The organism is Anatilimnocola floriformis (assembly GCF_024256385.1).
Lineage (GTDB): Bacteria > Planctomycetota > Planctomycetia > Pirellulales > Pirellulaceae > Anatilimnocola > Anatilimnocola floriformis.
Genome location: NZ_JAMLFW010000001.1, coordinates 5,453,902 through 5,477,279 on the forward strand (window position 1 = coordinate 5,453,902; position 23,378 = coordinate 5,477,279).

Consider the following 23,378-nt stretch of genomic DNA (forward strand, 5'->3'; position numbering starts at 1 on the left):
ACGCACCGGTTTGAATTCCTCTGCCGTTCGCGATACCTTCGTGGCATTCCACGAACCTCTGCGATCCAGTTCCGGGAAACTCTCCGATGAAATCGTTCCTCCACTACTTCGCTGGCATGGCCCTCGGCCTCGGCTTGCTGATTCAATCTGCCAGCGCCCAAACTTTTCCTCCCTTCGCCGAGCTCAAACCGCAGAACGCGCTGCCGGATCCGCTGACGATGCTCAGTGGCAGCAAGGTGGAAACGGTTCGCGAGTGGGAAACGAAACGCCGGCCCGAATTGCAGCAACTCTTTCAGCACTACATGTATGGCAAGCTGCCCGCCGCGCCGCAGATGGTCGACGCGAAGACTCTTTTCACGAACGCTAAATTCCTCGATGGCAAAGCCACGCTCCGTGAACTGAGCGTGCGGTTTTCGTTGCCGGGCGTGAAAGCAAACGCGCCGAGCTGGTCGAAGCACACGCTGCACGTCCTCCTCATCACCCCCAACGATCGTCTGACTCCCGCGCCGGCCTTCGTCACCATGAACTTCTGCGGCAATCATTCGATCGTCGCCGACGAGCAGGTGAAGATCCCGGAGAACTGGGTCTACAAATCGTGCAAGGGTGTGGAGAATGATCACGCCACCGCAGCCGGTCGCGGCAGCCAGGCCGATGTGTGGAATGTCGATTTGATTATCGCCAAGGGTTATGCCTTCGCCAGTTTCTACAGCGGCGACATCGATCCCGACACCGCCGATTTCGGCGATGGCCTCGCCGGCGAAATGAAGCCCGATCTGCAATTCGCCCCCGACGATCCCGGCGCCATCGCTTGCTGGGCTTGGGGCTATCACCGCGTGATCGATGCGCTCGAAAAGCAAGTCGCCGCAAAAGCTGCCAATCTAAACCTCAAGCAGGTCGCTGCTGTCGGCCATTCACGTAACGGCAAAACCACGCTGCTCGCTGCCGCCATGGATCCGCGGATCGCGCTGGCCATTCCCACGCAAGCCGGCTGCGGCGGCACGGCCCCGAGCCGTTTTCTCCGCGGCGAATCGGACAAGCAAGTCGAATCGGTAAAGCGGATCAACACATCGTTCCCGCACTGGTTCTGCGACGAGTTCACGAGCTTCAACGACGATCCCATGCGTTTGCCCTTCGATCAGAACTGCCTCGTCGCGATCTGCGCGCCTCGGCCAGTTCTCTTCGCGAACGCAGTAGAAGATGGCTGGGCCAATCCCGATGGTCAGCTCGAAGTGCTTAAGGCGGCCGCGCCGGTTTATGCTCTCTATGGCAAACGGGGCATTGATGCGAATGCAAAACCGGAAGTCGACAAAGTCATCGGCCAAGAGCTGGGCTACTTCATCCGTCCCGGCAAGCACTCGATGAATCGCCAGGATTGGGAAGCGTTTCTGCAGTTCGCCGAAAAACACTTCGCGCCGAATTAGTCATAAAGTATTGCTGAATCGGTACTATCTCCACATCGCATCGGGATAGGAAACTGACTATTTCATGAGGCAAGAATGACCAAGCTATGGAGTCTGAGCACGGATGCAACACTAGTAGGGTATATGATTGCTGAGGACTGGGCATTCATCTTTGATGAGTCGGTGCGATTGTCGAAATGGGTAGTAGATCGCCGGTCTCGAGCAGGTCGCGTTGAGATAAGGTCACGGCGACTACCACCAGATTGGTTCTGTCCTAGCGGAATGTTTGTGGTGTCGCAGCGATTAAAGACGCTGCTTGAGGAGTGGAAGGTACTTGCGGAATTCATAGAAATTCAGCTTGTGAATTCAAAGAAGAGGCCGATCACGAGCGATGGTTTCTTTCTATGTAACATCCTTGACGCTGTCGACTGCTTTGACTTCACTCGCGGCAAATCCACACTTTACGACTCGCCCGTTAAACGTATTGACAGGCTGAAAAAGCTTGTAATTGACGAGAAAAAGGCCGCATCGCACAATCTATTTCGACTTGCCACAGGTGTTGAGGCACTGGCCTTTGCTAGTGACGGGCTTGCGGATGCGATCATCCAACGCGGGATGACGGGGATGCGATTTATTCGCCCAGAAGACTGGCCCAAGATCTGAGTATCTCACGGCCACCCGCACGATCAACAAGGTCAGTGCAGCGAGTTATAGCTGCCAACTTAGCTTCGCAACGTTCGGAAAGGCTCGGCGGGAGCCTCGCCCTCCCTGCGCACGCTACTTCGCCGGATCGACAATCACCTTGAAGTCGTTCGCCCCCTTCTTCACGGTGTAAACCGGCGAGTTGCCGTTGAATCGCGTGTGTTTGGCGTCGATTACCTTGGGAATCTGTTCATCGCCCGATGGCGTGGGGGGCGAGATCACCGCACGATAGTCGCCCACCGGAGCGCCATCGGCTACTGCGTCGGTTCCGAGCGTGAATTTTCCATTCGCGTCGATGAGGCCAGACGGCGAAGGCGTAGTTGCCGATAGCTCACCTTCGCCGACCGCTTTCTGAAACGCGATGGTACCGCCGGCGAGCCCCTTCACGGGTGTGCCGTCGCCGAACACGATTTGCCCCGAAGCAGACTGATGTTTGCTGCCGCAACCTGTCAGCGACAAAACTCCGGCGAGAATCATGAGCGATAGCAGACGGAAAGGAGGTTGCATGGTGCTATTCCTGATGGAGAGGCAGCAGCTGGCTGCGTTGTGTCGAAACGAAGTGGAAGCAAACTTAGTACCGCGCGTGAGCAGGTGGCGGGCGTTTAATTTGCCGACAAAGGCCGCCCCCGTCAATTGATGCGGCCTGCCGCGAATCCCCAAAAGGGGGTTTACGGAGTCGTTATTTTCGGTGATTATCCTTTTTAGGAGCATTTTTCAGAAATTTAGCTAAACTGCTCCTCAGGCCACCTCTCCATCCACGAATTCTCGCGGAGTGCCAGTTCCATGCGGACCCGTTTTTCTTCGAACCGCCAGCGCGGTTTCACCCTCGTTGAGTTGCTTGTCGTTATCGCGATCATCGGGGTCTTGGTGGCGCTGCTATTGCCCGCCGTGCAGGCCGCTCGCGAAGCAGCTCGGCGCACCCAGTGCGTCAACAATCTCAAGCAGATCGGCCTGGCCTGTCAGAACTATCACGATACGTACGGCTTGCTGCCGAACACACGGCATGACGCGAACTTCACCTGGATGACGATGATCCTGCCGCAGATCGAACAATCGGCCCTGTTCGCGCAGTGGAATCTCGGCAACACGACGTTCTATACGCAAACAGCACAATGCCAGCAGGCACGCATCAATGCCTACTACTGCCCCTCGCGCCGCTCCTCTGCAGGCGCAAAATTTGCCGACGAACCGCAAGACAATACGACAGCGCCGTTGTACAAGAGTGCAACGGGCGATTACGCGATCTGCACTGGCGACTCCAGTGTGAACGGCGGCGACTACTGGCAGAACAACGGCGTCGACATTCCGGCCAACGGTGTGGGAATCATCTGGAACGGCAACATGGGAACGACCCCTGCCGTGCTGCCGGGCGGAGCACCCTTCAAGGGCGTTGCCTTCCGCGAAATCACCGACGGCTTGAGCAACACGCTGCTCGTGGGCGACAAGCATGTGTACCTCAAGGAACTTGCCAATCCCGACTACGGTGACGGCGGCGCCTTCAACGGCGACAAGGGCCACTCGCACCGTTGCCTCGGACCGAGCCAGCCCCTCTCGAAGGGACCGCAAGATCCCACGAAACGCCTCTTCGGCAGTTGGCACCCGTCGATCACCAACTTCGTGCTGTGCGACGGCAGCGTCCGCGGCATCCAGAACAACGCCAATTCCACCATGCTTGGCTACTTCGCCGGCAAAGACGACGGCCAAATCGTCAGGCTGGACTAGTGGAATTGGTAGCGGAGTCTGTTTGGATTGAGAGCGAAGGTTGACTTTTATTCGCCACCGCCGGAACTTCGCGGGGCTCGTTCCTTGGCACGCTTCAGGTCAACCTCAACCCATCGTTTTCGGAGAAAACGACGACAATGGCGGCGGCTACAGTTCTGCGACTTCCCCAGTTGTCGTTTTCTGACAAATGCTTAAAATGGTCGCCGTAGTTGGAGCTTGCTCCAGGCTGCGTTCGGGGATGGTGTAACGGTAGCACAGCAGATTTTGGTTCTGCTTGTCTAGGTTCGAATCCTAGTCCCCGAATTCTTCCTGCCTGATTATTGCAGCGGATGCGCTGATTTCTTTTGCTCGCCTTTTTGCATTTATTGCTTTCTCTCTTGGCGGATTCTCTCCCATGAAGCTTCGACTTGGAACGTGCGCGCTCGTCGCTTTTCTGTTCATTTCTTCAGCTTGGGCGGCAGATCCAGCCAAGCCCAATGTCGAAACGAACTCCATCGGTCTGAAGCTCGCCTTGATTCCAGCCGGCGAATTCATGATGGGAAGCCACGAGTCGCTCGAAGAAATCGAGAAGAAATACCCGGGGCTGAATTACAAAGCCAAGCTTGAGCAGAAGATTCTCGATACCGATGAATGGCCGCAGCACAAAGTGCGGATTACCAAGCCATTTCGATTTGGCGTGTATGAAGTGACCATCGGGCAGTTTCGCCAATTCTGCAAAGAGGCCGATTTCAAGTCGCAAGCTGAATCGAAGGAAGTCGATCGCTCCACAGGCGAGATGCGAATCACCGGCGGATACGGGATTTCCGCCAGCGGCAAATTTGAAGGTCGCAAGCCGGAATACAACTGGCAGAACACTGGTTACCCACTGACCGACGACAATCCCGTGGTCAACGTCACCTTCAACGACGCCAAGGCGTTTTGCGAATGGCTGAGTAAGAAGGAAGGCAAAAAATACCGCCTGCCGACCGAAGCGGAGTGGGAATATGCCTGCCGCGCGGGAACCAAGACTCGTTATACGACCGGCGATGATCCGGAATCGGTGGCCAAGGTCGGCAATATCGCCGATGCATCGTCTGTCGAATCCGGCTTGAAGGAATTCAAGGACTACGCGCAGCACGCTCTGAAAGCGAACGACGGCAATTGGACGACCGCTAAGGTTGGCAGCTTTGCCCCGAATGCTTTCGGCTTGTACGACATGCACGGCAACGTGTGGGAATGGTGCCAGGACTACTACGACGAGAACTACTATGGCAAATCCCCCGTTGACGATCCTACTGGCCCCGCCGAAGGCCGGTTGCATGTTCGCCGTGGCGGAGCGTTCCACACGTTTCCGCTCTACGTCCGCTCTTCGTTCCGCAACTGGAACACGCCGCAGACGCGTTATTTGAATTTGGGTTTCCGCGTGGTGCGCGAAGAGTAGTGGTGGTTGCGTTTGAGGCGTAGTTAGGGTGTTCTTTGACGAGACGGGGCTAAACGCGAATTAGCCCCTCACCCCAGCCCTCTCCCCGGAGTACCGAGGAGACGGAGTAATGCAGCTCGCAGCCGCCGAAATTTCCCGTGAAAATTTCGCCAGGGTGGCAAACTGCTCTTGTGGGATTTTGGAGGTTGCACTAAAAGCCTCCCCTCTTCGTATCACTGTCTACCCACAGTGGATTAACTCGTCACAACTGCGTTCGCAAAATCTCGTTCGCCTCACAGCGTTCGCCTCAACACCGGGGAGGGGATCTCGTCGTGCGTCCCTCGATAACATTCGTTCGTATCGTTTTATGCGCTTGCCTCGCTGTCGGTTTGACTTGCGCTGCTGATGCGCAGGCGCAAGCGCCAGCTGCGCGTGGCGGCTCGGCTGGTCCTACACGCAAGGCGATTGCGCAGCCTGCGACTTCGCAAAGCAGTGCGACTGCTCGCGGCGCTCAACGCGCTTCGTATCAAGAGGCCGGCGCGCCGCCAGGAGCAGGCGAATTGCCGGCGCCGAATGGTCCAGCCGTTGTTGACGCGCCGCCTGGTGCGCAGCCCTATTACGATTATTCGCCGGTCGAGCAGACCTGGCTGGATAATGGTCCCGCGCCGATGGGTTATGGCGGCGGAAATTACTGCGGCCCGATGGGCTGTGGCATTCTCGGCGGCTTGTGGGTTCGCGGCGAATATCTCGTCTGGGATACGAAGGGGATGTACGTGCCGCCGCTGGTGATCACCTCGGCAGTCAACAACATTGATCCCGTCGATTTGCACTTAAACGACAACGGCGATCTCGGCGCGACCGATCCCGTGCGAATTCTGTACGGCGGTCAGCAGGTCAATAGTGATGCCCGCAGCGGATGGAAGATCTCGTTCGGCGCGTGGCTCGACAATTGTCAGTCGTTCGGTTTGGAAGCCGACTACTTCACGCTCGAAGATGGCAATGACTCGTTCTTTCGTAATTCGGCCACCGGCACGCCGATTCTGGCTCGGCCGTTTTACAACGTGCTGACCGGTCTCGAGAGCTCGACACTCGTTTCGTTTCCGACGGCCGTCGACGGCGTGACTTATCGCGGTTCGATCGACATCGATACGAACACGCAGTTCTGGGGCGCTGGCGCTCGTGGCATCATCAATCTCGGTAGCAACAGCGGTTGCGGCACGAATTGGTGGAACGGTTGCCCAACGCAAACGATGAGCCGCGTCGACATGGTCCTCGGCTATCGCTACTTGCGGCTCGACGATTCGCTGCGGATCACGGAACGCTCGACGCTCAACCCGGGCGGTGCGTTCAACATTCGTGACGAATTCGGCACCGAGAACACATTCAACGGTTTCGACATTGGCACCATGCTGAAACATCAGCGCGGCTGCTGGTCGGTCGAGTTGCTCTCGAAAATCGCCCTCGGTAATACTCGCAGCCGCGTGAATATCGACGGCGCGACGTCGATCACTCCGACCGGTGGGGCTGCCCAACAGTTTACGGGCGGCATTCTGGCCCAGCGGACGAACATCGGAAATTATCAAGATGATGAGTTCGCAGTGGTGCCTGAATTGGGATTAACTCTGGGATACTCACTAAATCCTTGCTGGAAAGTCACTGCCGGGTACACTTGGCTGTACTGGAGCCGCGTGACGCGGGCTGGCGATCAGATCGACCGGAATTTGAATCCCGATCTGTTTCCTGAGGAAGCCAATCCGCAGACTACCGACCACCTCCAACCGCGGTTCCACATGGTCCACGATGATTTCTGGGCTCACGGCCTGCGGGTTGGTTTGGAAGGTACCTGGTAGTTTTTGTCTGGCATGGAACGTTGTTGCCGCACGCACGGCTTGGAATGAGCGAAAGTTGCCGATTATCGACTGACAGCATGTCGTTGCTATAACTGCGACATGCTGTCGCCCGCATTAATGGCAAAGTTTGCCTCTAGCCCGGGCCGATATCTCCTCCAGGGTTCATACGCGATTGGGGAACGGGGGGCGGCGGTAACAATTTGCTGCGAATGATCTTCGCTTAGCGAGATCTTCTTCAAGCGAGCGGTACTGCCGAAAAAATTCTCTTCCGCGGGAACGCCAGGCGGTTCGTCTACGTCGAACCAGCGCTGCGCGTGCGGGAGAACTTCTCCGCGTCATTCCCATTCGCCACTAGTCACGCAGAATCACTGCGCGCGGCAGTTCATTTGTCGCGGAATATAGTGTTGCGGGGGAGTTTCCTGTCTATGTCACGCCAATCGTCCGGTCCAGAGTCTTCGTTCCTGCGCAGTTTGCTCACCCGGCTGTGGAAACGGCCGGAGTTGAAAGCCGCCTCGCGGCGCACTCGGCGACGGATGTTCATGGAGCCTCTCGAAGGCCGCACGGTGCTGGCGAGCAACCTGGGTGTGATTGAAGGATTGGTGTTCGTCGATACGACTGGCGATGGCTTGAGCATCGGTGAAGAAGTTTCCGGCGCCATCATTAACCTGTACTCCAGCGACGGCGATGCCAATTTCGAGCCCGGCGCCGGCGATGCGCTGATCACCTCGCGCACGACCGACGGCGATGGCAACTACTCTTTCCAAGACCTGCCCGCCGGCACCTATTGGGTGGAACAGCCGGCCCAGACCGTCGGCGGCAAGACACTGCTGGCCGATGCCGTCATTTTGACGATCGATTCGACGATGGCCCAAGGTACGCCGGGGTCGCTGATTGATAGTTTTGCCACGGCTGGTGCGCCCACCGTGGTTGCCAACGATCCGGTAGGAACCACGGCTTCGGGTTTTGCCGATCTTCCCGAGACCGAAACGATCGGTGGCCAGCGCGATTACAAAGTTCAACTTACCGCCAGCACGGGCGGTCAATCGGTTACGTTCACCACCGCCAACAACAAGTTGGAATTGAATCCCAGCAGCGGCGCGCAAGGTAAGTACACCGCCGTGTGGGATGGCGACGCCGATGACGACGGCAACACCATCGACTTCACCGGTCTCGGCAATCGCGACTTGACCGATGCCGGCGAATCGGCGGGCATTTTGCTCGAGGACTTTTTCGTTGACCAGGCCGGCGCGACCGCGACCATTCGCGTTTATACCGACAGCGGAAATTTCTCGACGCGTGTCGTCAATATCCCGGCTAGTGCCACTAGCGACCTGTTCTTCAAGTTTTCTGATTTCACCACGACCGCCGGAACCGGCGCCGACTTCACCGATGTCGGCGCGATCGAACTCGAAATCAATACCACCGTCAACGCGATGGACGGTAACATCGATTTCATCCAAGCCATGGGCTACGACGGTTTCAAGCAGAATGACTTCGACAACTTCGTCGAGAGCGATCTCGAGTTGAGCATGGTGGTCGACGACGCGTCGCCGAATGTGGGCGATGACGTCACGTACACAATCACAGTCGTCAACGGCGGGCCCGATACCGCGCTGAACGTCGCCGTGAAAGATCAGTTGCCCGCCGGCCTGACGTTTGTGTCGTCGAATCCTTCGCAAGGGACTTACAACAGCACCACCGGGATCTGGTCTGTCGGCACGATGACTGCGGGCGCCACCGTCACACTCGACCTTGTGGCCACGGTCTCGTCGCTCGGCGCGAAGACCAACACGGCAGAAATCTCGGCTTCGGGTTCGACCGATTCCGACTCGACGCCGAATAACGGCATTGCCACCGAAGACGACATCGACACCGTTGTCGTCACGCCAGAGCAGATCGATCTGTCGGTGCAGAAGACGGTCAACAATCCCAACGTCACCGTTGGTTCGCAAGTAACCTTTACCATCATCGTCGCCAACGCGACGGGCATGTCGAACGCCACCAATGTGGCGGTGAAGGATCAATTGCCGTCAGGTTTCACGTTTGTTTCGGCCAACCCGCTGCAGGGTACTTACGATAACACCACCGGCATTTGGACCGTCGGCACCGTCAACTCGGGCTCGAATGCCACGTTGTCGATCGTCGCCACCAAGAATGCTGGTGGCGCAGTCACCAATGCTGCCGAAGTGAGCGCCGCCGATCAAGCCGACATCGACTCGACGCCCGACAATCGTGCGACGATTCCTGGCGAAGACGACACTGCTACCGCCGTCGTCAACGATCCTTCGATCGACCTCGTTCTGACGCAGACCGTCAACAACAACAAGCAAGTCGTCGGTCAGCAAGTGACGTTCACGCTCACGCTGGGCAACACCGGCTCGGTGAATGCCACGGGCGTGGCAGTGACCGATCAGTTGCCCGCCGGCTTGACGTTTGTTTCGTCCAATCCTTCGCAGGGCACCTACGACAGCGGCACGGGCATCTGGACCGTCGGCACCGTCAACGCTGCAGGGACCGCCACGCTGTCGATTGTCGCGACCGTCGCTTCCACCGGCGCAAAGACCAACGTCGCTGAAGTAACGGCAGCCGCTCAACCCGACGTCGACTCGACGCCCAACAATAAGGCCACCGCGCCGAACGAAGACGACACGGCTTCGGTTGTGGTCACGCCAGCCACCATCGACCTGGCGTTGACGCAAGCCATCAACAACCCCACGCAGGTCGTGGGACAGAACGTCACCATCACATTGACCCTGGCCAACAGCGGCAGCGGTAACGCGACCGGCGTCGCCGTGACCGATCTGTTGCCTGCTGGTTTGACCTTCGTTTCGTCCAATCCTTCGCAGGGCACCTACGACAGCGGCACCGGCATTTGGACCGTCGGCACCGTCAACGCCGCCGCCAACGCCACGTTGTCGATCGTCGCCAGCGTCGCTGCGACCGGTTCGAAGACCAACATTGCCGAAGTAACTGCCGTCAACGAAACCGATGTCGACTCGACACCCAACAACCGCGGAACAGTCGCGACAGAAGACGACACGACTTCGGCAGTCATCAATCCAGGCGCTATCGACCTGGCGTTGACCAAGACCGTCAACAACAACAAGCAAGTCGTCGGTCAGCCCGTTACGTTCACCATCATCGTTTCGAACACCAGCAGCACCAACGCGACTGGTGTTGCTGTTACGGATCAGTTGCCAGCCGGTTTGACGTTTGTTTCGTCGAACCCAGCCCAAGGCACCTACGACAGCGGCACGGGTGTGTGGACCGTCGGCACGGTGAATGCTGGCGCAACTGCCACGTTAACGGTCACGGCCACCGTGGCTACCGCGGGTGCGAAAACCAACACTGCCGAAGTGACTGCCGCCGGTCAGACCGACATCGATTCGACGCCCAACAACAAAGCCACCGCGCCCACCGAAGACGACACCGCCTCGGTGATCGTCACGCCGGCTTCGATCGATCTGAACCTGACGCAGACGGTGAACAACCCCACGCAGGTCGTTGGTCAGCCAGTGACGTTTACGCTCACGCTGGGCAATACAGGCAGTGGCAGCGCGACCGGCGTTGCGGTGACCGATCAGTTGCCTGCCGGCTTGACGTTTGTTTCGTCGAATCCTTCGCAAGGAACCTACGACAACACGACGGGCATTTGGACCGTCGGCACGATCAATGCCGCCGCCAATGCCACGCTGACGATCACGGCCACCGTGGCCACCACGGGTGTGAAGACAAACGTTGCCGAAGTGACGGCCGCCAATGAAGGGGACGTTGACTCGACCCCCAACAACAAGGCCACCGCCCCCACCGAAGACGATACCGCGTCGGCATCTGTCACGCCCGGCGGCATCGACCTGTCGATCGCTAAGACTGTGAACAACGCCACGGCTGCCGTCGGTTCGACTGTGGTCTATACCGTCGTTGTCACCAACGCGACCGGCGTGAACAACGCGACCGGCGTCGTCGTCACCGACTTGCTGCCGACCGGCATGACCTTCGTCTCGAACACGGCGACGCAAGGTACCTACGTCAGCGGCACCGGTGTGTGGACCGTCGGCGCGATCAATGCCGGCGCGAGTGCGACGTTGACGATCACGGCCACCGTGGCGACCACTGGCGCGAAGACCAACACCGCCGAAGTCACGGCTGCCGATCAAACCGATATCGATTCGACGCCCAACAATAAGGCCACCGCGCCAAACGAAGACGATACGTCTTCAATCGTCGTTACGCCCGGATCGGCGACCACCATTGACCTGTCGTTGACCAAGACCGTCAACACACCCACGCCGAATAAGAACGCCAATGTCACCTTCACGGTCACCGTGAGCAACGCTGCCGGCCAGGCCAATGCCACTGGCGTGGTCGTCACCGACCTGCTGCCAGCCGGCATGACGTTTGTCAGTTCCACGCCTTCCGTCGGTACCTACAACGCCACGACCGGCGTCTGGACCGTCGGCAATGTGAATGCCGGCAGCAGTGCTACGCTGAGCATCGTCGCCACCGTGACCACCATCGGTGCGAAGACCAATACAGCCGAAGTAACTGCCGCTGGTCAAACCGACATCGACTCGACGCCCAACAACAAGGGTACCGCGCCGAACGAAGACGACACTGCCTCAGCCGTGGTCACGCCCGCGGTCGCCGATCTGTCGATCACGAAGACTGTCAACGACTCGACGCCCGATCGCAATCAAAACGTAGTCTTCACGATTACGCTGGCCAACGGCGGTCCGCAAGCCGCGACCAATGTGGCGGTGACCGACGTGCTGCCGGCCGGCTTCACGTTTGTCTCGTCGACCCCGAGCACCGGCACCTACAGCAGCACCACGGGTATCTGGACCGTGCCGACGCTGGCCTCCGCAGCCAATGCCACGCTGACGATCACCGCCACGGTTACCACCGTCGGCGTGAAGACGAACATTGCCGAAGTGACGGCCTCGGATCAATTCGATAGCGATTCGACGCCTGGCAACCGCGCCACCGCGCCGAGCGAAGACGACTCGGCCTCGGTCACACTCACGCCGAACTCCACCGACCTGTCGGTGACCAAGTCGGTGAACGACATCAAGCCCGACATCGGCGACAACATCACCTTCACCATCACGGTGAGCAACACGAGCACGACCGCTGCTACGAATGTCGTGCTGACCGACTTGTTGCCGAACGGTTTGACGTTTGTCTCGTCGAACCCGTCGCAAGGAACGTATGTTGCGGGCACGGGCCTGTGGACGATCGGCACGGTCGCCGCCAACAGCAGCGTCACGCTGACCGTCATCGCCACGGTGACCGACAACAGCACCAAGGTGAACGCCGCCGAAATCACCAGCCTTGATCAATTCGACATCGACTCGATCCCAGGCAACGGTGGCACCAGCGAAGATGACCGCGCCGTAGTCACGGTGCAGCCGTTCATCCTGAGCAAACGCCTCGGCGTGGTGCGATAGTCGGCTTTCACTCCGTGAAAGCACGCATCTTCCGTAGGACGGACCATTGGTCCGCTCCTGGGGGGCGAGTGCGAAAAGTTTAGCTCGGTACCCGCATCCTGGCCGGACCAATGGTCCGGCCTACGCTCGCAGACAAGTTACTTCAGCTCGTTCAGCAATCGCTGACGAGCTTGTTCCAGCGGGAACTTGTCGTAAGTGCTCAGCGACGTAACCTGCGTCGAAAGCGCAATCGTTTTCGTGGAGCTGCCAGTCACGGGGCGTCTGGCCTTCTTCTCCTCAACGCCGACTCGCTTCTCTTTTTTGCCGAGCGCGACGAGTTCCTTGTTCATGTTCTCGAGCTGTCCGCCGAAGTTGGCCTGAGCTCGCGCGGTTCGCTGAGCGAGCACTGCCCGCTGACCTTCCACGGCTTGGCCTTGCCGATTGATGAGCGCAACGTCGCCGGCCAGGCGGTTGGCGAGAAAGGCGAGCTGGTCGATATCGTTGCGGAGTTGACTGCGAATGACTGGATCGCGTTCGCGCGCCGCGCGGGCACTGAGATTGTCGATTTGAATCTGATACGAGGCCAGATCGTTTCTCACGATGTCTTTGCGGGCCTGCAACCGAGCCAGTTCCGCGACCAGCGGCTGATCGAGCTTTTCGATCGCGACAATTTCGTCGTTCCATTCCTTCTGCACGCGAGTGGCATTCGATTCGAGATCATTGGCCCGCGACTCGATCTCGCGACGCGCGGTCTCGACATCCTGCAGCGTCTGATCGGCTTCGGTCTTCCGGGTTTCGACGTTCTTCTTCTCTTCGTCGACCTTGGTATCGGTCATTTCAAAGAACTTCTGCGTCACACCGTCGCGGGCCTGTTCGAAGACTTCCTTGCGCGCGTCGCTCAAACCAATGAGGACCGTTCGCTCGAGCTGCTTGCGCTCGTTCTGATCGATCGAGTCGCCGGCGGGACCGGCCAGGTATCCGCACAGTCGGCCGAGGAAGGCGATTTGATCCTGAGCCATCGCTTCCGCGGCGGCATCTTGCGTGGTTTCCTTCGGCAAGGCGGCGCGGAGTTTCTCCGCCGTGACGATCGCGCTGCCGTAGCTCTTCATGGTCGTTGCCAGCCAAGTCTTGGCTCGCAGCGCGAGAATATTGTCGTCGTCGACGGCCAGCAATTCATCGAGCCGTTTGCCGGCTTCTTCGTAGCGGCGTTGTTGCAGGAGCACGAGCGACGAAGCCGTCAGCAGCCGCACATCGCCAGCCGAGGTCGCTTGCAATTCGATGTACTGCGCATCGGCAGCAGCGCGGGCCGTCGGCGTGACGCTCCAACCCACTTCGAGCATCTTGGTCAGGCCCGCTTTGAGTACCGCATCGTTGGCCGAGGCTGTGCTGCCGAAAGTGATGACGGCGAAAATGGCGATAGCGACAAACGACAAAAACTTGGGACTCACAGCAACCAATTGCCTGGCGTGCATGGCAACGCTCCAAATCGCTGGCGGCGATTCAATTGCAGATTCAAACGATCAGCCCCTGACCACGGCCCTCCGGGGTTCATCGTATCGGGTGGAGCCGTTGCGGGCAAGAAATTGCCGCTCAAGCAAAATCCCGCACCGCCGCAATCAATGCGTCAATCTGTCCCAGCGTCGAAAACGGTCCCCAGCTGGCCCTAACCGTGCCGGCCGGCGTCGTGCCGAGCGCTGCGTGCATGAGGGGTGCGCAGTGAAGTCCCGCGCGCAGCTCCAAGCTCGCCGCAGCATCAAGGGCAGCGGCTACTTCCTGCGGATCGAAGTCGCGAATGTTGAAACTAACCACGCCGACGCAATCTGTGCTGTCGGCTGGACCGTAGAACGTTACATGAGCCATTTCGCGGAGAGAACGAACGAGATGCTCGCGCAACTGCAGTTCGTGCTGATGGATTGCTGGCAGTCCTCGCTCCTGCAGCCAGGCAATTCCCGCACTGAGCCCCGCGATGCCAGGAACATTCAGATTGCCGGACTCGTAGCGATCGGGAAGTGACTCGGGCTGCTCCGGTTCATGGCTCTTTGTGCCGGTGCCCCCTTGGCGAATCGGTTGCAATCGGCCGGTGATGCTCGGCGCGATGTAAAGCATGCCGACACCGAGCGGACCGAGTAATCCTTTATGTCCCGGCGCCGCAAGCAACTGGCAGCCGAGATCGGCGACGTTGACGGAAATGTGGCCGAGCGACTGCGCGGCGTCGACGAGAAACGTTAGCTGGTGTTCTTTCGCGATTCGTCCAACTTCGATCAGCGGTTGAACGGCACCGGTTACATTCGATGAGTGTACGAGCGCGATGAGTTTTGTTTTGGTCGTGATCGCGCGGCGAACAGCGTTCGGATCGATCTCGCCAGCGCCGTTGCAGCCGATGGGCGTGAACTCAATGCCGATCGATTTCTTCAGTGTATGCAGCGGGCGCAGCACGCTGTTGTGCTCGCACACACTCGTGATGACGTGATCGCCGGGCTTCAAGATGCCCTGCAAGGCGAGATTCAGCGAATCCGTGCCGTTGAGCGTAAAAATTATCTGTTCCGGCGCCGGCGCACCGATCAGATCGGCGAGGCGTTTGCGACACTGCGAAACAATTCGCTCGGCTGCTTGAGCAGAGCGATAAACCCCACGACCTGCCGCCGCGCCGTTCGCACGCTGATATTCATCGACAGCGCGGTAAACAGCATCGGGCTTCGGCCAGCTGGTGGCCGCGTTGTCGAGATAAATACGCTGAGGATCGGCCATCGAACTCATCCGCCGATCTGATACATGGCCCGCTGGGGGCGGATGAAGTCAGCCGAATCGATCCCATGGCCAGGCTTCTTCGCCCGCACACAGTCGCGAATCAGTTGCGCTAGTTCTTCATCGCCGACGTTCTTGCGCAGCAGCGTGCGAGCATCCCATTCGACCGTGGAGAACAAACAGTTTCGCAGTTGTCCCTCAGCCGTCACGCGCAGGCGATTGCAGTCATGACAAAACGGCTGCGAGACAGGATTGATGAAGCCGACACTGCCACTGCCATCTTGATAGTTGAAATCCATCGCTGGCTGACTTGGATCGGGGCGCGATGCCGGTTCGAGCGGGCCGATGGCGGTTTCGATTGAACGGCGGATTTCTTCGCCGGTGAGAACCTGGTCGTGTTGCCAGTTTTCCTCGGCATCGAGCGGCATGAACTCGATGAAGCGGAGCTCCATCCCTTCGTGCTTCGCGAATTTCGCCAGCGCGGGAATCTCCGGCTCGGTGATGCCTTTAATTGCCACCGTGTTCAAACGAATCCGCGGAAATCCGACTTCTTTGGCCGCCGCAATGCCGGCCAGCACACGATCGAGACCATCGCGCCGACTGATGCGACGGAACGTTTCTTCGGTCATCGCATCGAGGCTGATGTTCACGCGAGTGAGGCCGGCGTCCTTCAGCGCGCGGGCTTGTTCGGCGAGCAAGATGCCGTTGGTCGTGAGAGCAATCTCGTCGATGCCGGGCACAGCGGCCAATTGTGAGACCAGCTTCGGCAACTCCGCGCGGACGAGTGGTTCGCCGCCGGTGAGCCGCAGTTTGTTCACGCCGAGGCCAGCCATCACGCGGGCCAGGCGGGTGATTTCTTCGAACGAGAGGAGTTCGTGTCGCGGGCGGAAGCGGACGTTTTCCTCGGGCATGCAGTAGAAGCAGCGGATGTTGCAGCGATCGGTGACGCTGATCCGCAGGCTGTTGTGCACCCTGCCGAGGTTGTCGATAAGTGGTCCGCCAGTTGTCATGTTACGTCGTGCCAGTGTCCTTGCCGGGCGTACCCGGATGGACCCATTCGCTCGATCCGTCCTGCCAGTTCTCCTGCTTCCAAATTGGCACGACTTCCTTGATCGTGTCAATGAGCCACTGCCCCGCTTCGAACGCCGCGCCACGATGCGGCGAACTAACCGCGATGGCAATGCTGGCTTCGCTGATCTCCAAATGACCGAGGCGATGAACGATGACGCACTGCAGCAACGGCCATTTCGCGCGGGCTTCGACTTCGAGTTCGACGAGTTTCTTCGTCGCCATTTCGGGATAGCATTCGTAATCGAGCGAAGCCGTTTCGCGACCGGCAGTGAGTTGGCGGGTGACACCGAGAAACAATACAACCGCGCCTGCATGCGGATGGGCGGCCGCAGCGAGGATTTGTTGCGTGTCGATTTGTTCGTTGGTTAGTTGGATCATTGTCACTTTGTTCTCTCGCCCCTGTATTCAGGGGAGAGGGAGTTTCATTATCAACCACCACTCACCGGTGGAATCACTCCAATCTCCTGCGACTCACTCAGCACCACCTCATCCCCGGCAAAATCACAGTTCACTGCAATCCGACAATGCGGCAAAAAATCGGCCAGCGTCGGATACTCCGCAGCTAGCGCCTTGCGCAAATCGGCCACGGTTGCTCCTTCGGCAAAAGCAAAATTCGTCACCTGTGCGCCGGCCCGTTGTTTGGCAGCCGCGAAGAGTTTGACCCAGATCATCATGTAACTAGCAACTCCTCGCCGCGGGCGGTCAGCAGCGCTTCGATCTCCGGCATCAAGCCGTACGCCAGCGCGAGCATCTTCAGCGGATGGATCGTCGGCTTCGTGGTCCCCTGCTCCATCTGTATTTTACATGCACTGCACTCGGTCGTCCCCAAATCAATCAGCGGATCGCGGAGGGCCGAGATAAGCCCCCAGCCGGCGCGAAGACTGGCGCGGTAGTTATCGCGCCGCAAGCCGAAGGTGCCCGCCATGCCGCTGCAACCGCGTTCGATACGGCGGACACTCAGGCCTGGAATGAGCCGCAAGAGGCTCTCGCCAGGCGAACCCACATCGAGCGCTCGCAAATGGCAGGGTTGGTGATAGCCAAGCGTGAGATTGATCGGCCGCAAGTCGAGCTCGAGTCGGCCGACCTCGTGCATCTTCCAAAGATAAGCACAGGCATCGGTCGTATGTTCCGCCACGAGGCGGGCATCGTCATCGTCGAGCAGCGACGGATATTCTTGCGTCAGGCAGAGCGCCGCCGAAGGCTCGGTGCAGACAATTTCGTAACCCTGCCGAACGGCTTCGGAAAGAATCGCGACATTTTTTGCCGCGTGTTTGCGCGCCCGCTCGACATCGCCGAGCGAGATCCGCGCCATGCCCGATTGCAGCTGGCCAGCCGGCACATACACCGCGATGCCGTGATGCTGCATGATCGCAACGAGCGATTCGGCGAGCTGCGTGTCGTACCAATTCGCATAAACATCGACGAAGTACAACACCTTGCCGCCGGTCCGGCGCGCGGGGCGCGTGAGGCGGTTGCGATCGGCGCGGCGCATGAAAGTCGTCGATTGCAGCCGCGGCAGCTTACGTCCTTGGGCGAGGCCTGTCAGTTTTTCGAGCACCCACCGAGTCCAGCGCGTGTGCAAAATCCAATTGGCAATCGGCCCGAAGCGAGCGCCCCAGCGCGAAACCGAATCCAACCGCGCGAGAAACCAATCGGTCGTGTCCAAGCCGTTCGCGACGACGTACTGACTCTTGGCTTCGATCATCAACTTCGGAATATCAACTTCGGCGGGACATTCCAATCGGCATTGATGACAGTTGACGCACAGATCGGCGATTTCTTTGAGCTGTTCGCTGGCTAGCGAACTGGCCGGCAGTTCGCCTTGCAGCACCGAACGCATCAGGTTGGCTTTCGCCCGCGGCGACGATTCTTCGGCCGGTGCATAGCGAAAGATCGGACACATCCGCATTTCGGGCGACATCGTTCGGCAGCGTCCACAGCCGTTGCAGCTGTCGGCTTCGATCTGCGGTAGCTGCCGCCAGACCAGATGCAGATCGACCTTTTCCTTCGGCGGATTGTCGGCGATCTGCGTTTCAGTCAACGGCCGATCAGTGCTTTCGGCCTCAGCCAATCGCAGGTTCTTCGTCAGCGGCTGCGGCACGTCGGCCACAACCTTGCCGGGGTTGAGCAGATTCTGCGGATCAAAAATCCGCTTCACTTCGCGCAGCACATCGTACAGCGCGCCGGTCTGTCGCTTCACGTACCACGTACGACTGAGACCGCAGCCGTGCTCGCCGCTGATGGTGCCGCCGACGGCGAGAACTTCTTCGTAGAGTTGCGTCGCCAGCTCGGGCATTTTGTTCACATCGGCCGTGCTCGTCAGATCGAGAAACGGACGAACGTGAATCTGGCCGTGCCCCGCGTGAGCAAAGAACGACGCGGTAATCTGCCAGGCCTTGAAGACGTTTTGCATCTTCACGAGGAACTCAGGGAGCACGTCCGGCGGAACGGCAACGTCTTCGATAAACGGTACGGGCCGCTCCGAGCCTTGCACGCGAAAGAGCGTGGGCGAAACGCGGCGAGTGAGTCGGCGAAACAAGTCGTATTCGTCGGGCGAGAGCGCGAGGTGAAAGCCAAACGCTAGTCGCCGGCGGCGTTGCCAGCGCATCGCCACTTGCTGCAATGTTTCGAGAACATGGCTCGATTCTTCGGCCTGTTGCTCGACAAGCAGCATGGCTTCGGCTTCGCGCGGGATGGCTTGGGCGTAGCGAGGATCCAAATCGCGAGCCAGCGACAGAATGCGCCGATCCATCAAATCGCAAGCGCTCACGCCGAGCGACTTCGCTTCGCTGGCGGCGGTGGCGGCCGATTCCAGGCGATCGAAGAACAGCAGGCACAAACCGCGCTGCTTCGGAATCGGCTCGATGGCCAGGCTCAACTGCGTGATGAGGGCCAGCGTACCTTCCGAACCGGCGATGAGCTTCGCTAGATCGAGCTGACCATCAGCCAGCACATCGTGCAGTTGGTAGCCGCAGCGATTGACCCACGATTTGGGCTGGTTCGCGCGAATGACCGATTCCTCGCGCTGAATCAATTCGGCCAGGCGGCGGACAAGCTCACGTCGCCGCGGCACCGGATCGAGATACGGATCATCCGTCACCGGATGCCGACCAGCTTCGAACGATTCGCCGTCGGCGAGCACGATTTGCAAGTTCCGCACATGTCGACGGGCAGAACCATAGCGGAGCCAATTGCTGCCGGAGGCATCGAGCGAAACGACGCTGCCGACGGTCGTCACGCCGCCGGTGGCGGGATCGGGAGCGAACTGTTTTCCAAAGCCCGCGAGATAGCGATTCAGTTGGCCGAGCACCACGCCGGGCTGCACAACGACGTGGTCGTGGTTCACACTCACGATCCGCCGCATCCCCTGCGAGAAATCCATCACCAAGCCCGGCCCGAGCGACTCGCCGGCCAGGCCGGTGCCCGCGCCGCGCGCGTGAATCGGCAGCATGTTGTCGGCGGCGTACTTCACGGCCACTTGCACGTCGTAGGCATTCCGCGGCCGCACAACGCCGAGGGGCGCGACCTGATAGATGCTGCCGTCGGTGCTATACATCTGCACGAACGCGTCGTCGCAACGAACCTGGCCGGAGATTAATCCCCGCAGGTCGGCTTGAATGCGTTCGCGCTGTGGATCCATCGGGAGAGCGCCGATTGCTGCAATGCAGTCTGTAGCTGAATTCGCCAGAATTCAGAGCGTGGCCGTGAGACGAAAGTCTGAATTCTGGCGAATTCAGCTACGGCAATCATAGCTACTCGTGCTGCCGCGGCGAACTGCCTGCCGCCACTCCCGCCCGCGCCAGTCGAATCTGTTGTTGACGGTGCTTCTCGTGCACCTCCAGATCAAAGCCCTCGTGATCCTCGAGCGCCCGCAAACCGCGATACTGCGACTGGCATTGATAACACTGCAGGACGTTGCCGACGGTGACATACAAAAGCACATCGATGGCCGCAAACGCAAACAGCGTGGCGTAGGTCCAAACCGGCATGCGATAGAGCCAGAACGCGCTGCTGATGATCATGCCGATCACCACGATGGTCACCCCCATCGTTTGCGAAAAATCCTTCCGCACATACAGTTCGCGGCAAGGGCAAATCAAGCATTGCAGCACATTGCCGTCGCGATAGTTCTCGGCCGAGAAACGGGCCTGGCACGACGAGCAGCCGAAGTCGGCAGCCCCTTCTTCAGCAATCTGCGCCTGGTTGACGGCTTCGCAATGAGGGCAACGAAAGGTGACGTTCATACGGTCGATTATAGCGGAAACGACGCGGCGACGCTGAGCATTTGAGCGCACAGCTCGCCGATGAAAACCAGAATCACGCCGGCGTACAAAATGCCCGTTGCACTCTGCGTATTCGGAATCTTCAGCGTCTGCCAGGTCAGATAAGTCAGCACGAGCGGCAGAATTAGCCCCGCGGTCCACCGCAGGCCAACGAACAGCATCCACGCCGTAGGAATTCCCTCGGCAGTCGCGCTCAGCCGGTTCCCTTCAATCACCGCGCCGATGCCGCTAATCATCATGCGAACGGCAATCGCCACGATGAGCAATACGAGCAGCCGCTTGAGCGGATCGAGTCGCATCGTCGGCGTATTCAAGTACCAGTGGCCGAGCAACATCGCTGTTGTGACGAGGCCAGAAACCGCGCCGCTGGTGATCACTTGCAAGGTGCGCACGGCAGGAGACATGCTGGCCGAATTACTCAAAAAGGCCGGCGCCAAACAAGTGACGAGCGCTGCCGCAGCAACAATGAGCAACGAGGCTTTTCCCGCCGTGCTCGCTTCATACATCCAGATCACCGCGCCAACGTAGCTCACCACGGCAGCGACGATGGCTGCCGAAATTTGCCAGGTCGCGACACTATTACCACTCGGTCCACCACTAAGCGACCAGAGCGCGAGGGCGGCGAAAGTTTGCACGCCCATCAGCACCCAGAGGTGCACGCGAAAGAAACCGCTCGTTACCCACCGCGCAGGAAGCGAAGCCATCGACGCCGCGACGCCGAACGTCAAATGACAAAGAAACTCAACCAGCGTCTGCCAGATCACGACGTTGCCTTTACTTACCGCCGCGAACCGTAAATCAGCTGCATCACTTCCGCCCGGCTCGAGACATTCGACCGGAACAAGCCCTTCATCGCCGAGGTGACGCACGAACTGCCGGGCTTCTTCACGCCGCGAATCGTCATGCAGCTGTGCGAAGCTTCGACGACCACGGCCACGCCTTTGGCGCCGAGTTCTTCGACGAGCAAATTGGCGACCTCTTCGGTCAGCCGTTCCTGCACTTGCGGCCGCCGCGCAACCATTTCGACCACGCGGGCCAGCTTGCTCAAACCGAGCACCTTGCCGTTCGGCACGTAGGCCAGGTGAGCCACACCGGTAAACGGCAGCAGGTGATGTTCGCACATGCTGCAAAAGCTGATGTCCTTCACCAGCACGACTTCGTCGTATTGCTCGGTAAAGACCTTCTGCAAATGGACACGCGGATCCTGATGCAGGCCGGCAAACATCTCGGCGTACATCCGTGAGACGCGGGCCGGGGTTTCGAGCAGTCCTTCACGATCGGGGTCTTCGCCGACCGCAGCAAGAATCTCACGCACGGCCCGTTCGATCCGCGGCAAGTCCATCGGATGCGGCGGCGCAGCCGTGACTGCGGCCCCCTTCAATTGGGCCAGGTCCGCGCTCTTGATGCACGGGTCATCGCTCGCTTCAAAATCCGGAACAGACATCCGCATTCCCCTCAGCCATATCCCCAAGAAATGGGCAATCCTGCATCCTAATTTCGCAGGGCGGAAAGGGGAAGGAGGACCAACCATTCGCCAAGTAGCTGAATTTGCCAGAATTCAGACCGGGCAGTTGAAGGTCACCATCTGAATTCTGGCGAATTCAGCTACATCATTCACGCGGTTTCAATCTCCGCGTACACAATCTCTTCGCCATACAGGCTCTTCGCCGTGGCGATCACCTGGCCGCCGGGGGCGAGGATGGTCGAGAAGCCGTAGCCTTTCCATTTGTTCTTCGGCTTTTGGTCGACGCTCCAGTTGGCGCCGATCACGTAGTGGTTGAAGGGCTTCACGCGCTCGGGCAAGCGGTGCCAGAACCAATCGGCGGGATGCTCTTCATCGACCCAAGCGATCGGATAGAGGAGCGCCCAGATTTTGTGCTTTTGATACTTCTCCAGGATCTCGTGAATGTCGTAACAAATCGCCAGGCCGACTCGGCCATACTCGGTGTCGAACGTTTGCACGCCCCGATCGCCGTCGGTGGCCCACGATTGCTCGGGATGAGGCCAGGGAGTGAGCTTGCGATAATGGGCGACGATCTCCCCTTTCGGCGAGGCCAGACAAACGGTGTTGTAGAGCTTCGGATTGTCGGGGTTGTCGTCAGCCGTTCCCTTCGGCAGTTTCTCGAGAAACGGAATGGTGAGATAAATGCCCAGCCGTTTGGCGAGCGCGGCAAAATGCTCGGTCGCCGGACCGGGAACGGTCTGCGCGAACGGCCGAGGATCTTTGCTGCCGAATTCCTTTTCGATCGGCCAACCGGGAATGTGCCAGTTGGTCTTGAGGTCTTGCGAGAGATAGCCCGTGATCGCGGTCTCGGGGAGCACGACAAATTTCGCTCCCTCGGCAGCTGCCTTCTCGACCAACTTTGTCAGCCGCCGCGTGTTTCCTTCGATGTCGCCCAGATCGCTCGGGCATTGCACCGCGGCGACCTTCACCGTCTTTTTCTTTGGCTCGGAGGCAGGTTTCGTTTCGGCTTGCGCGCCGTTGGCGACCGCCAAGCTGCCGGCCACCACGCTCGTCAAGAAAACACGTCGTTCGTTCATCGCCCTGCTCCACTTGCCCCGTTCGTTTCAAACTAGCTGGACGTGTGGGAACAAGCAATGACGATGTGTATCAACTCGGTAACGGATGGTCAGGTAGCCCGACGCGTGAGCGAGGGTTTGGGCGAGTGGACTCGAGGTTTGCCCTCGTGCGACAGCACAACCGGAAGCGGAGTTGATGCGGATTTCGACAGCGCTTCTTTTGGTGCTATCGCACGTTGGTGGTAACCACGTCGACTTGC

General features: G+C 59.2%; 17 protein-coding genes and 1 tRNA gene. 7 read left to right on the top strand and 11 right to left on the bottom strand.

Going from position 1 to position 23,378, the window contains the following annotated elements; all coding sequences use genetic code 11:
- The first annotated feature begins 86 nt into the window (after nucleotides 1–86).
- Both M9Q49_RS21530 and M9Q49_RS21535 read left to right on the top strand, forming a co-directional pair.
- Nucleotides 87–1,421, top strand: coding sequence for a glucuronyl esterase domain-containing protein (locus tag M9Q49_RS21530; RefSeq protein WP_254510899.1), 1,335 nt, complete (start codon nucleotides 87–89; stop codon nucleotides 1,419–1,421).
- Between the two features lie 75 nt (nucleotides 1,422–1,496).
- The gene (locus M9Q49_RS21535) at nucleotides 1,497–2,063 is read left to right on the top strand and encodes an imm11 family protein (protein ID WP_254510900.1); all 567 of its coding nucleotides are present in this window, start codon (nucleotides 1,497–1,499) and stop codon (nucleotides 2,061–2,063) included.
- Between the two features lie 114 nt (nucleotides 2,064–2,177).
- Here M9Q49_RS21535 and M9Q49_RS21540 read toward each other — a convergent pair whose 3' ends face one another.
- The gene (locus M9Q49_RS21540; RefSeq protein WP_254510901.1) at nucleotides 2,178–2,609 is read right to left on the bottom strand and encodes a hypothetical protein; all 432 of its coding nucleotides are present in this window, start codon (nucleotides 2,607–2,609) and stop codon (nucleotides 2,178–2,180) included.
- 276 nt (nucleotides 2,610–2,885) lie between these two features.
- Between M9Q49_RS21540 and M9Q49_RS21550 the strand changes: the two genes are divergently transcribed.
- The 5 genes from M9Q49_RS21550 to M9Q49_RS21570 all read left to right on the top strand — a co-directional run bounded on the left by M9Q49_RS21550 (nucleotide 2,886) and on the right by M9Q49_RS21570 (nucleotide 12,520).
- Nucleotides 2,886–3,824 carry a DUF1559 domain-containing protein gene (locus M9Q49_RS21550; protein ID WP_261365083.1) on the top strand — a complete coding sequence of 313 codons (939 nt, stop codon included), beginning with the start codon at nucleotides 2,886–2,888 and terminating at the stop codon, nucleotides 3,822–3,824.
- Between the two features lie 232 nt (nucleotides 3,825–4,056).
- Nucleotides 4,057–4,127: transfer RNA gene (locus M9Q49_RS21555), tRNA-Gln, on the top strand.
- Between the two features lie 91 nt (nucleotides 4,128–4,218).
- A complete protein-coding gene (locus tag M9Q49_RS21560; protein ID WP_254510902.1) occupies nucleotides 4,219–5,244 on the top strand; it encodes a formylglycine-generating enzyme family protein in 1,026 nt (341 codons plus the stop codon).
- Between the two features lie 311 nt (nucleotides 5,245–5,555).
- Nucleotides 5,556–7,073 (top strand): BBP7 family outer membrane beta-barrel protein, encoded by a 1,518-nt coding sequence (locus M9Q49_RS21565; protein WP_254510903.1) that lies wholly within the window; start codon nucleotides 5,556–5,558, stop codon nucleotides 7,071–7,073.
- A gap of 425 nt (nucleotides 7,074–7,498) precedes the next feature.
- Nucleotides 7,499–12,520, top strand: coding sequence for a beta strand repeat-containing protein (locus tag M9Q49_RS21570; RefSeq protein ID WP_254510904.1), 5,022 nt, complete (start codon nucleotides 7,499–7,501; stop codon nucleotides 12,518–12,520).
- Between the two features lie 137 nt (nucleotides 12,521–12,657).
- Here the strand turns inward: M9Q49_RS21570 and M9Q49_RS21575 are convergent, their stop codons facing one another.
- From M9Q49_RS21575 to M9Q49_RS21620, 10 genes are all read right to left on the bottom strand, one after another.
- The gene (locus M9Q49_RS21575) at nucleotides 12,658–13,971 is read right to left on the bottom strand and encodes a hypothetical protein (RefSeq protein WP_254510905.1); all 1,314 of its coding nucleotides are present in this window, start codon (nucleotides 13,969–13,971) and stop codon (nucleotides 12,658–12,660) included.
- A 118-nt stretch (nucleotides 13,972–14,089) separates the two neighbouring features.
- On the bottom strand, nucleotides 14,090–15,247 hold the full coding sequence (locus M9Q49_RS21580; protein WP_254510906.1) for an aminotransferase class V-fold PLP-dependent enzyme: 1,158 nt from the start codon (nucleotides 15,245–15,247) through the stop codon (nucleotides 14,090–14,092).
- Between the two features lie 5 nt (nucleotides 15,248–15,252).
- A complete protein-coding gene (gene moaA, locus M9Q49_RS21585; protein ID WP_254510907.1) occupies nucleotides 15,253–16,254 on the bottom strand; it encodes a GTP 3',8-cyclase MoaA in 1,002 nt (333 codons plus the stop codon).
- 1 nt (nucleotide 16,255) lies between these two features.
- A complete protein-coding gene (locus M9Q49_RS21590) occupies nucleotides 16,256–16,693 on the bottom strand; it encodes a molybdenum cofactor biosynthesis protein MoaE (RefSeq protein ID WP_254510908.1) in 438 nt (145 codons plus the stop codon).
- 50 nt (nucleotides 16,694–16,743) lie between these two features.
- Nucleotides 16,744–16,989: a MoaD/ThiS family protein gene (locus M9Q49_RS21595; protein ID WP_254510909.1), complete on the bottom strand. Its 246-nt coding sequence runs from the start codon at nucleotides 16,987–16,989 to the stop codon at nucleotides 16,744–16,746.
- Nucleotides 16,986–19,955 carry an FAD-binding oxidoreductase gene (locus M9Q49_RS21600; RefSeq protein WP_254510910.1) on the bottom strand — a complete coding sequence of 990 codons (2,970 nt, stop codon included), beginning with the start codon at nucleotides 19,953–19,955 and terminating at the stop codon, nucleotides 16,986–16,988. Before M9Q49_RS21600 ends, M9Q49_RS21595 begins: the two co-directional genes overlap by 4 nt.
- 112 nt (nucleotides 19,956–20,067) lie before the next feature.
- Complete coding sequence (locus M9Q49_RS21605; protein ID WP_254510911.1) at nucleotides 20,068–20,559, bottom strand: hypothetical protein; 492 nt, start codon at nucleotides 20,557–20,559, stop codon at nucleotides 20,068–20,070.
- An 8-nt stretch (nucleotides 20,560–20,567) separates the two neighbouring features.
- Nucleotides 20,568–21,362 (bottom strand): hypothetical protein, encoded by a 795-nt coding sequence (locus tag M9Q49_RS21610; RefSeq protein ID WP_254510912.1) that lies wholly within the window; start codon nucleotides 21,360–21,362, stop codon nucleotides 20,568–20,570.
- Between the two features lie 14 nt (nucleotides 21,363–21,376).
- Nucleotides 21,377–21,940 carry a GTP cyclohydrolase I FolE gene (folE, locus tag M9Q49_RS21615; protein ID WP_254511877.1) on the bottom strand — a complete coding sequence of 188 codons (564 nt, stop codon included), beginning with the start codon at nucleotides 21,938–21,940 and terminating at the stop codon, nucleotides 21,377–21,379.
- Nucleotides 21,941–22,212: 272 nt separating this feature from the next.
- Nucleotides 22,213–23,139, bottom strand: a complete 927-nt coding sequence (locus tag M9Q49_RS21620) for a carbon-nitrogen hydrolase family protein (protein ID WP_254510913.1) — start codon at nucleotides 23,137–23,139, stop codon at nucleotides 22,213–22,215.
- Nucleotides 23,140–23,378 lie beyond the last annotated feature (239 nt).

Excerpts from the sequence above, each read along its gene's own strand:
- M9Q49_RS21600 (WP_254510910.1), bottom strand. The coding sequence starts at position 19,955 with ATGGATCCACAGCGCGAACGCATTCAAGCCGACCTGCGGGGATTAATC.
- M9Q49_RS21595 (WP_254510909.1), bottom strand. The coding sequence starts at position 16,989 with ATGATGATCTGGGTCAAACTCTTCGCGGCTGCCAAACAACGGGCCGGC.
- M9Q49_RS21540 (WP_254510901.1), bottom strand. The coding sequence starts at position 2,609 with ATGCAACCTCCTTTCCGTCTGCTATCGCTCATGATTCTCGCCGGAGTT.
- M9Q49_RS21590 (WP_254510908.1), bottom strand. The coding sequence starts at position 16,693 with ATGATCCAACTAACCAACGAACAAATCGACACGCAACAAATCCTCGCT.
- M9Q49_RS21560 (WP_254510902.1), top strand. The coding sequence starts at position 4,219 with ATGAAGCTTCGACTTGGAACGTGCGCGCTCGTCGCTTTTCTGTTCATT.
- folE (WP_254511877.1), bottom strand. The coding sequence starts at position 21,940 with ATGGACTTGCCGCGGATCGAACGGGCCGTGCGTGAGATTCTTGCTGCG.
- M9Q49_RS21550 (WP_261365083.1), top strand. The coding sequence starts at position 2,886 with ATGCGGACCCGTTTTTCTTCGAACCGCCAGCGCGGTTTCACCCTCGTT.
- M9Q49_RS21570 (WP_254510904.1), top strand. The coding sequence starts at position 7,499 with ATGTCACGCCAATCGTCCGGTCCAGAGTCTTCGTTCCTGCGCAGTTTG.
- M9Q49_RS21575 (WP_254510905.1), bottom strand. The coding sequence starts at position 13,971 with ATGCACGCCAGGCAATTGGTTGCTGTGAGTCCCAAGTTTTTGTCGTTT.
- M9Q49_RS21580 (WP_254510906.1), bottom strand. The coding sequence starts at position 15,247 with ATGGCCGATCCTCAGCGTATTTATCTCGACAACGCGGCCACCAGCTGG.
- M9Q49_RS21530 (WP_254510899.1), top strand. The coding sequence starts at position 87 with ATGAAATCGTTCCTCCACTACTTCGCTGGCATGGCCCTCGGCCTCGGC.
- M9Q49_RS21535 (WP_254510900.1), top strand. The coding sequence starts at position 1,497 with ATGACCAAGCTATGGAGTCTGAGCACGGATGCAACACTAGTAGGGTAT.
- moaA (WP_254510907.1), bottom strand. The coding sequence starts at position 16,254 with ATGACAACTGGCGGACCACTTATCGACAACCTCGGCAGGGTGCACAAC.
- M9Q49_RS21605 (WP_254510911.1), bottom strand. The coding sequence starts at position 20,559 with ATGAACGTCACCTTTCGTTGCCCTCATTGCGAAGCCGTCAACCAGGCG.
- M9Q49_RS21620 (WP_254510913.1), bottom strand. The coding sequence starts at position 23,139 with ATGAACGAACGACGTGTTTTCTTGACGAGCGTGGTGGCCGGCAGCTTG.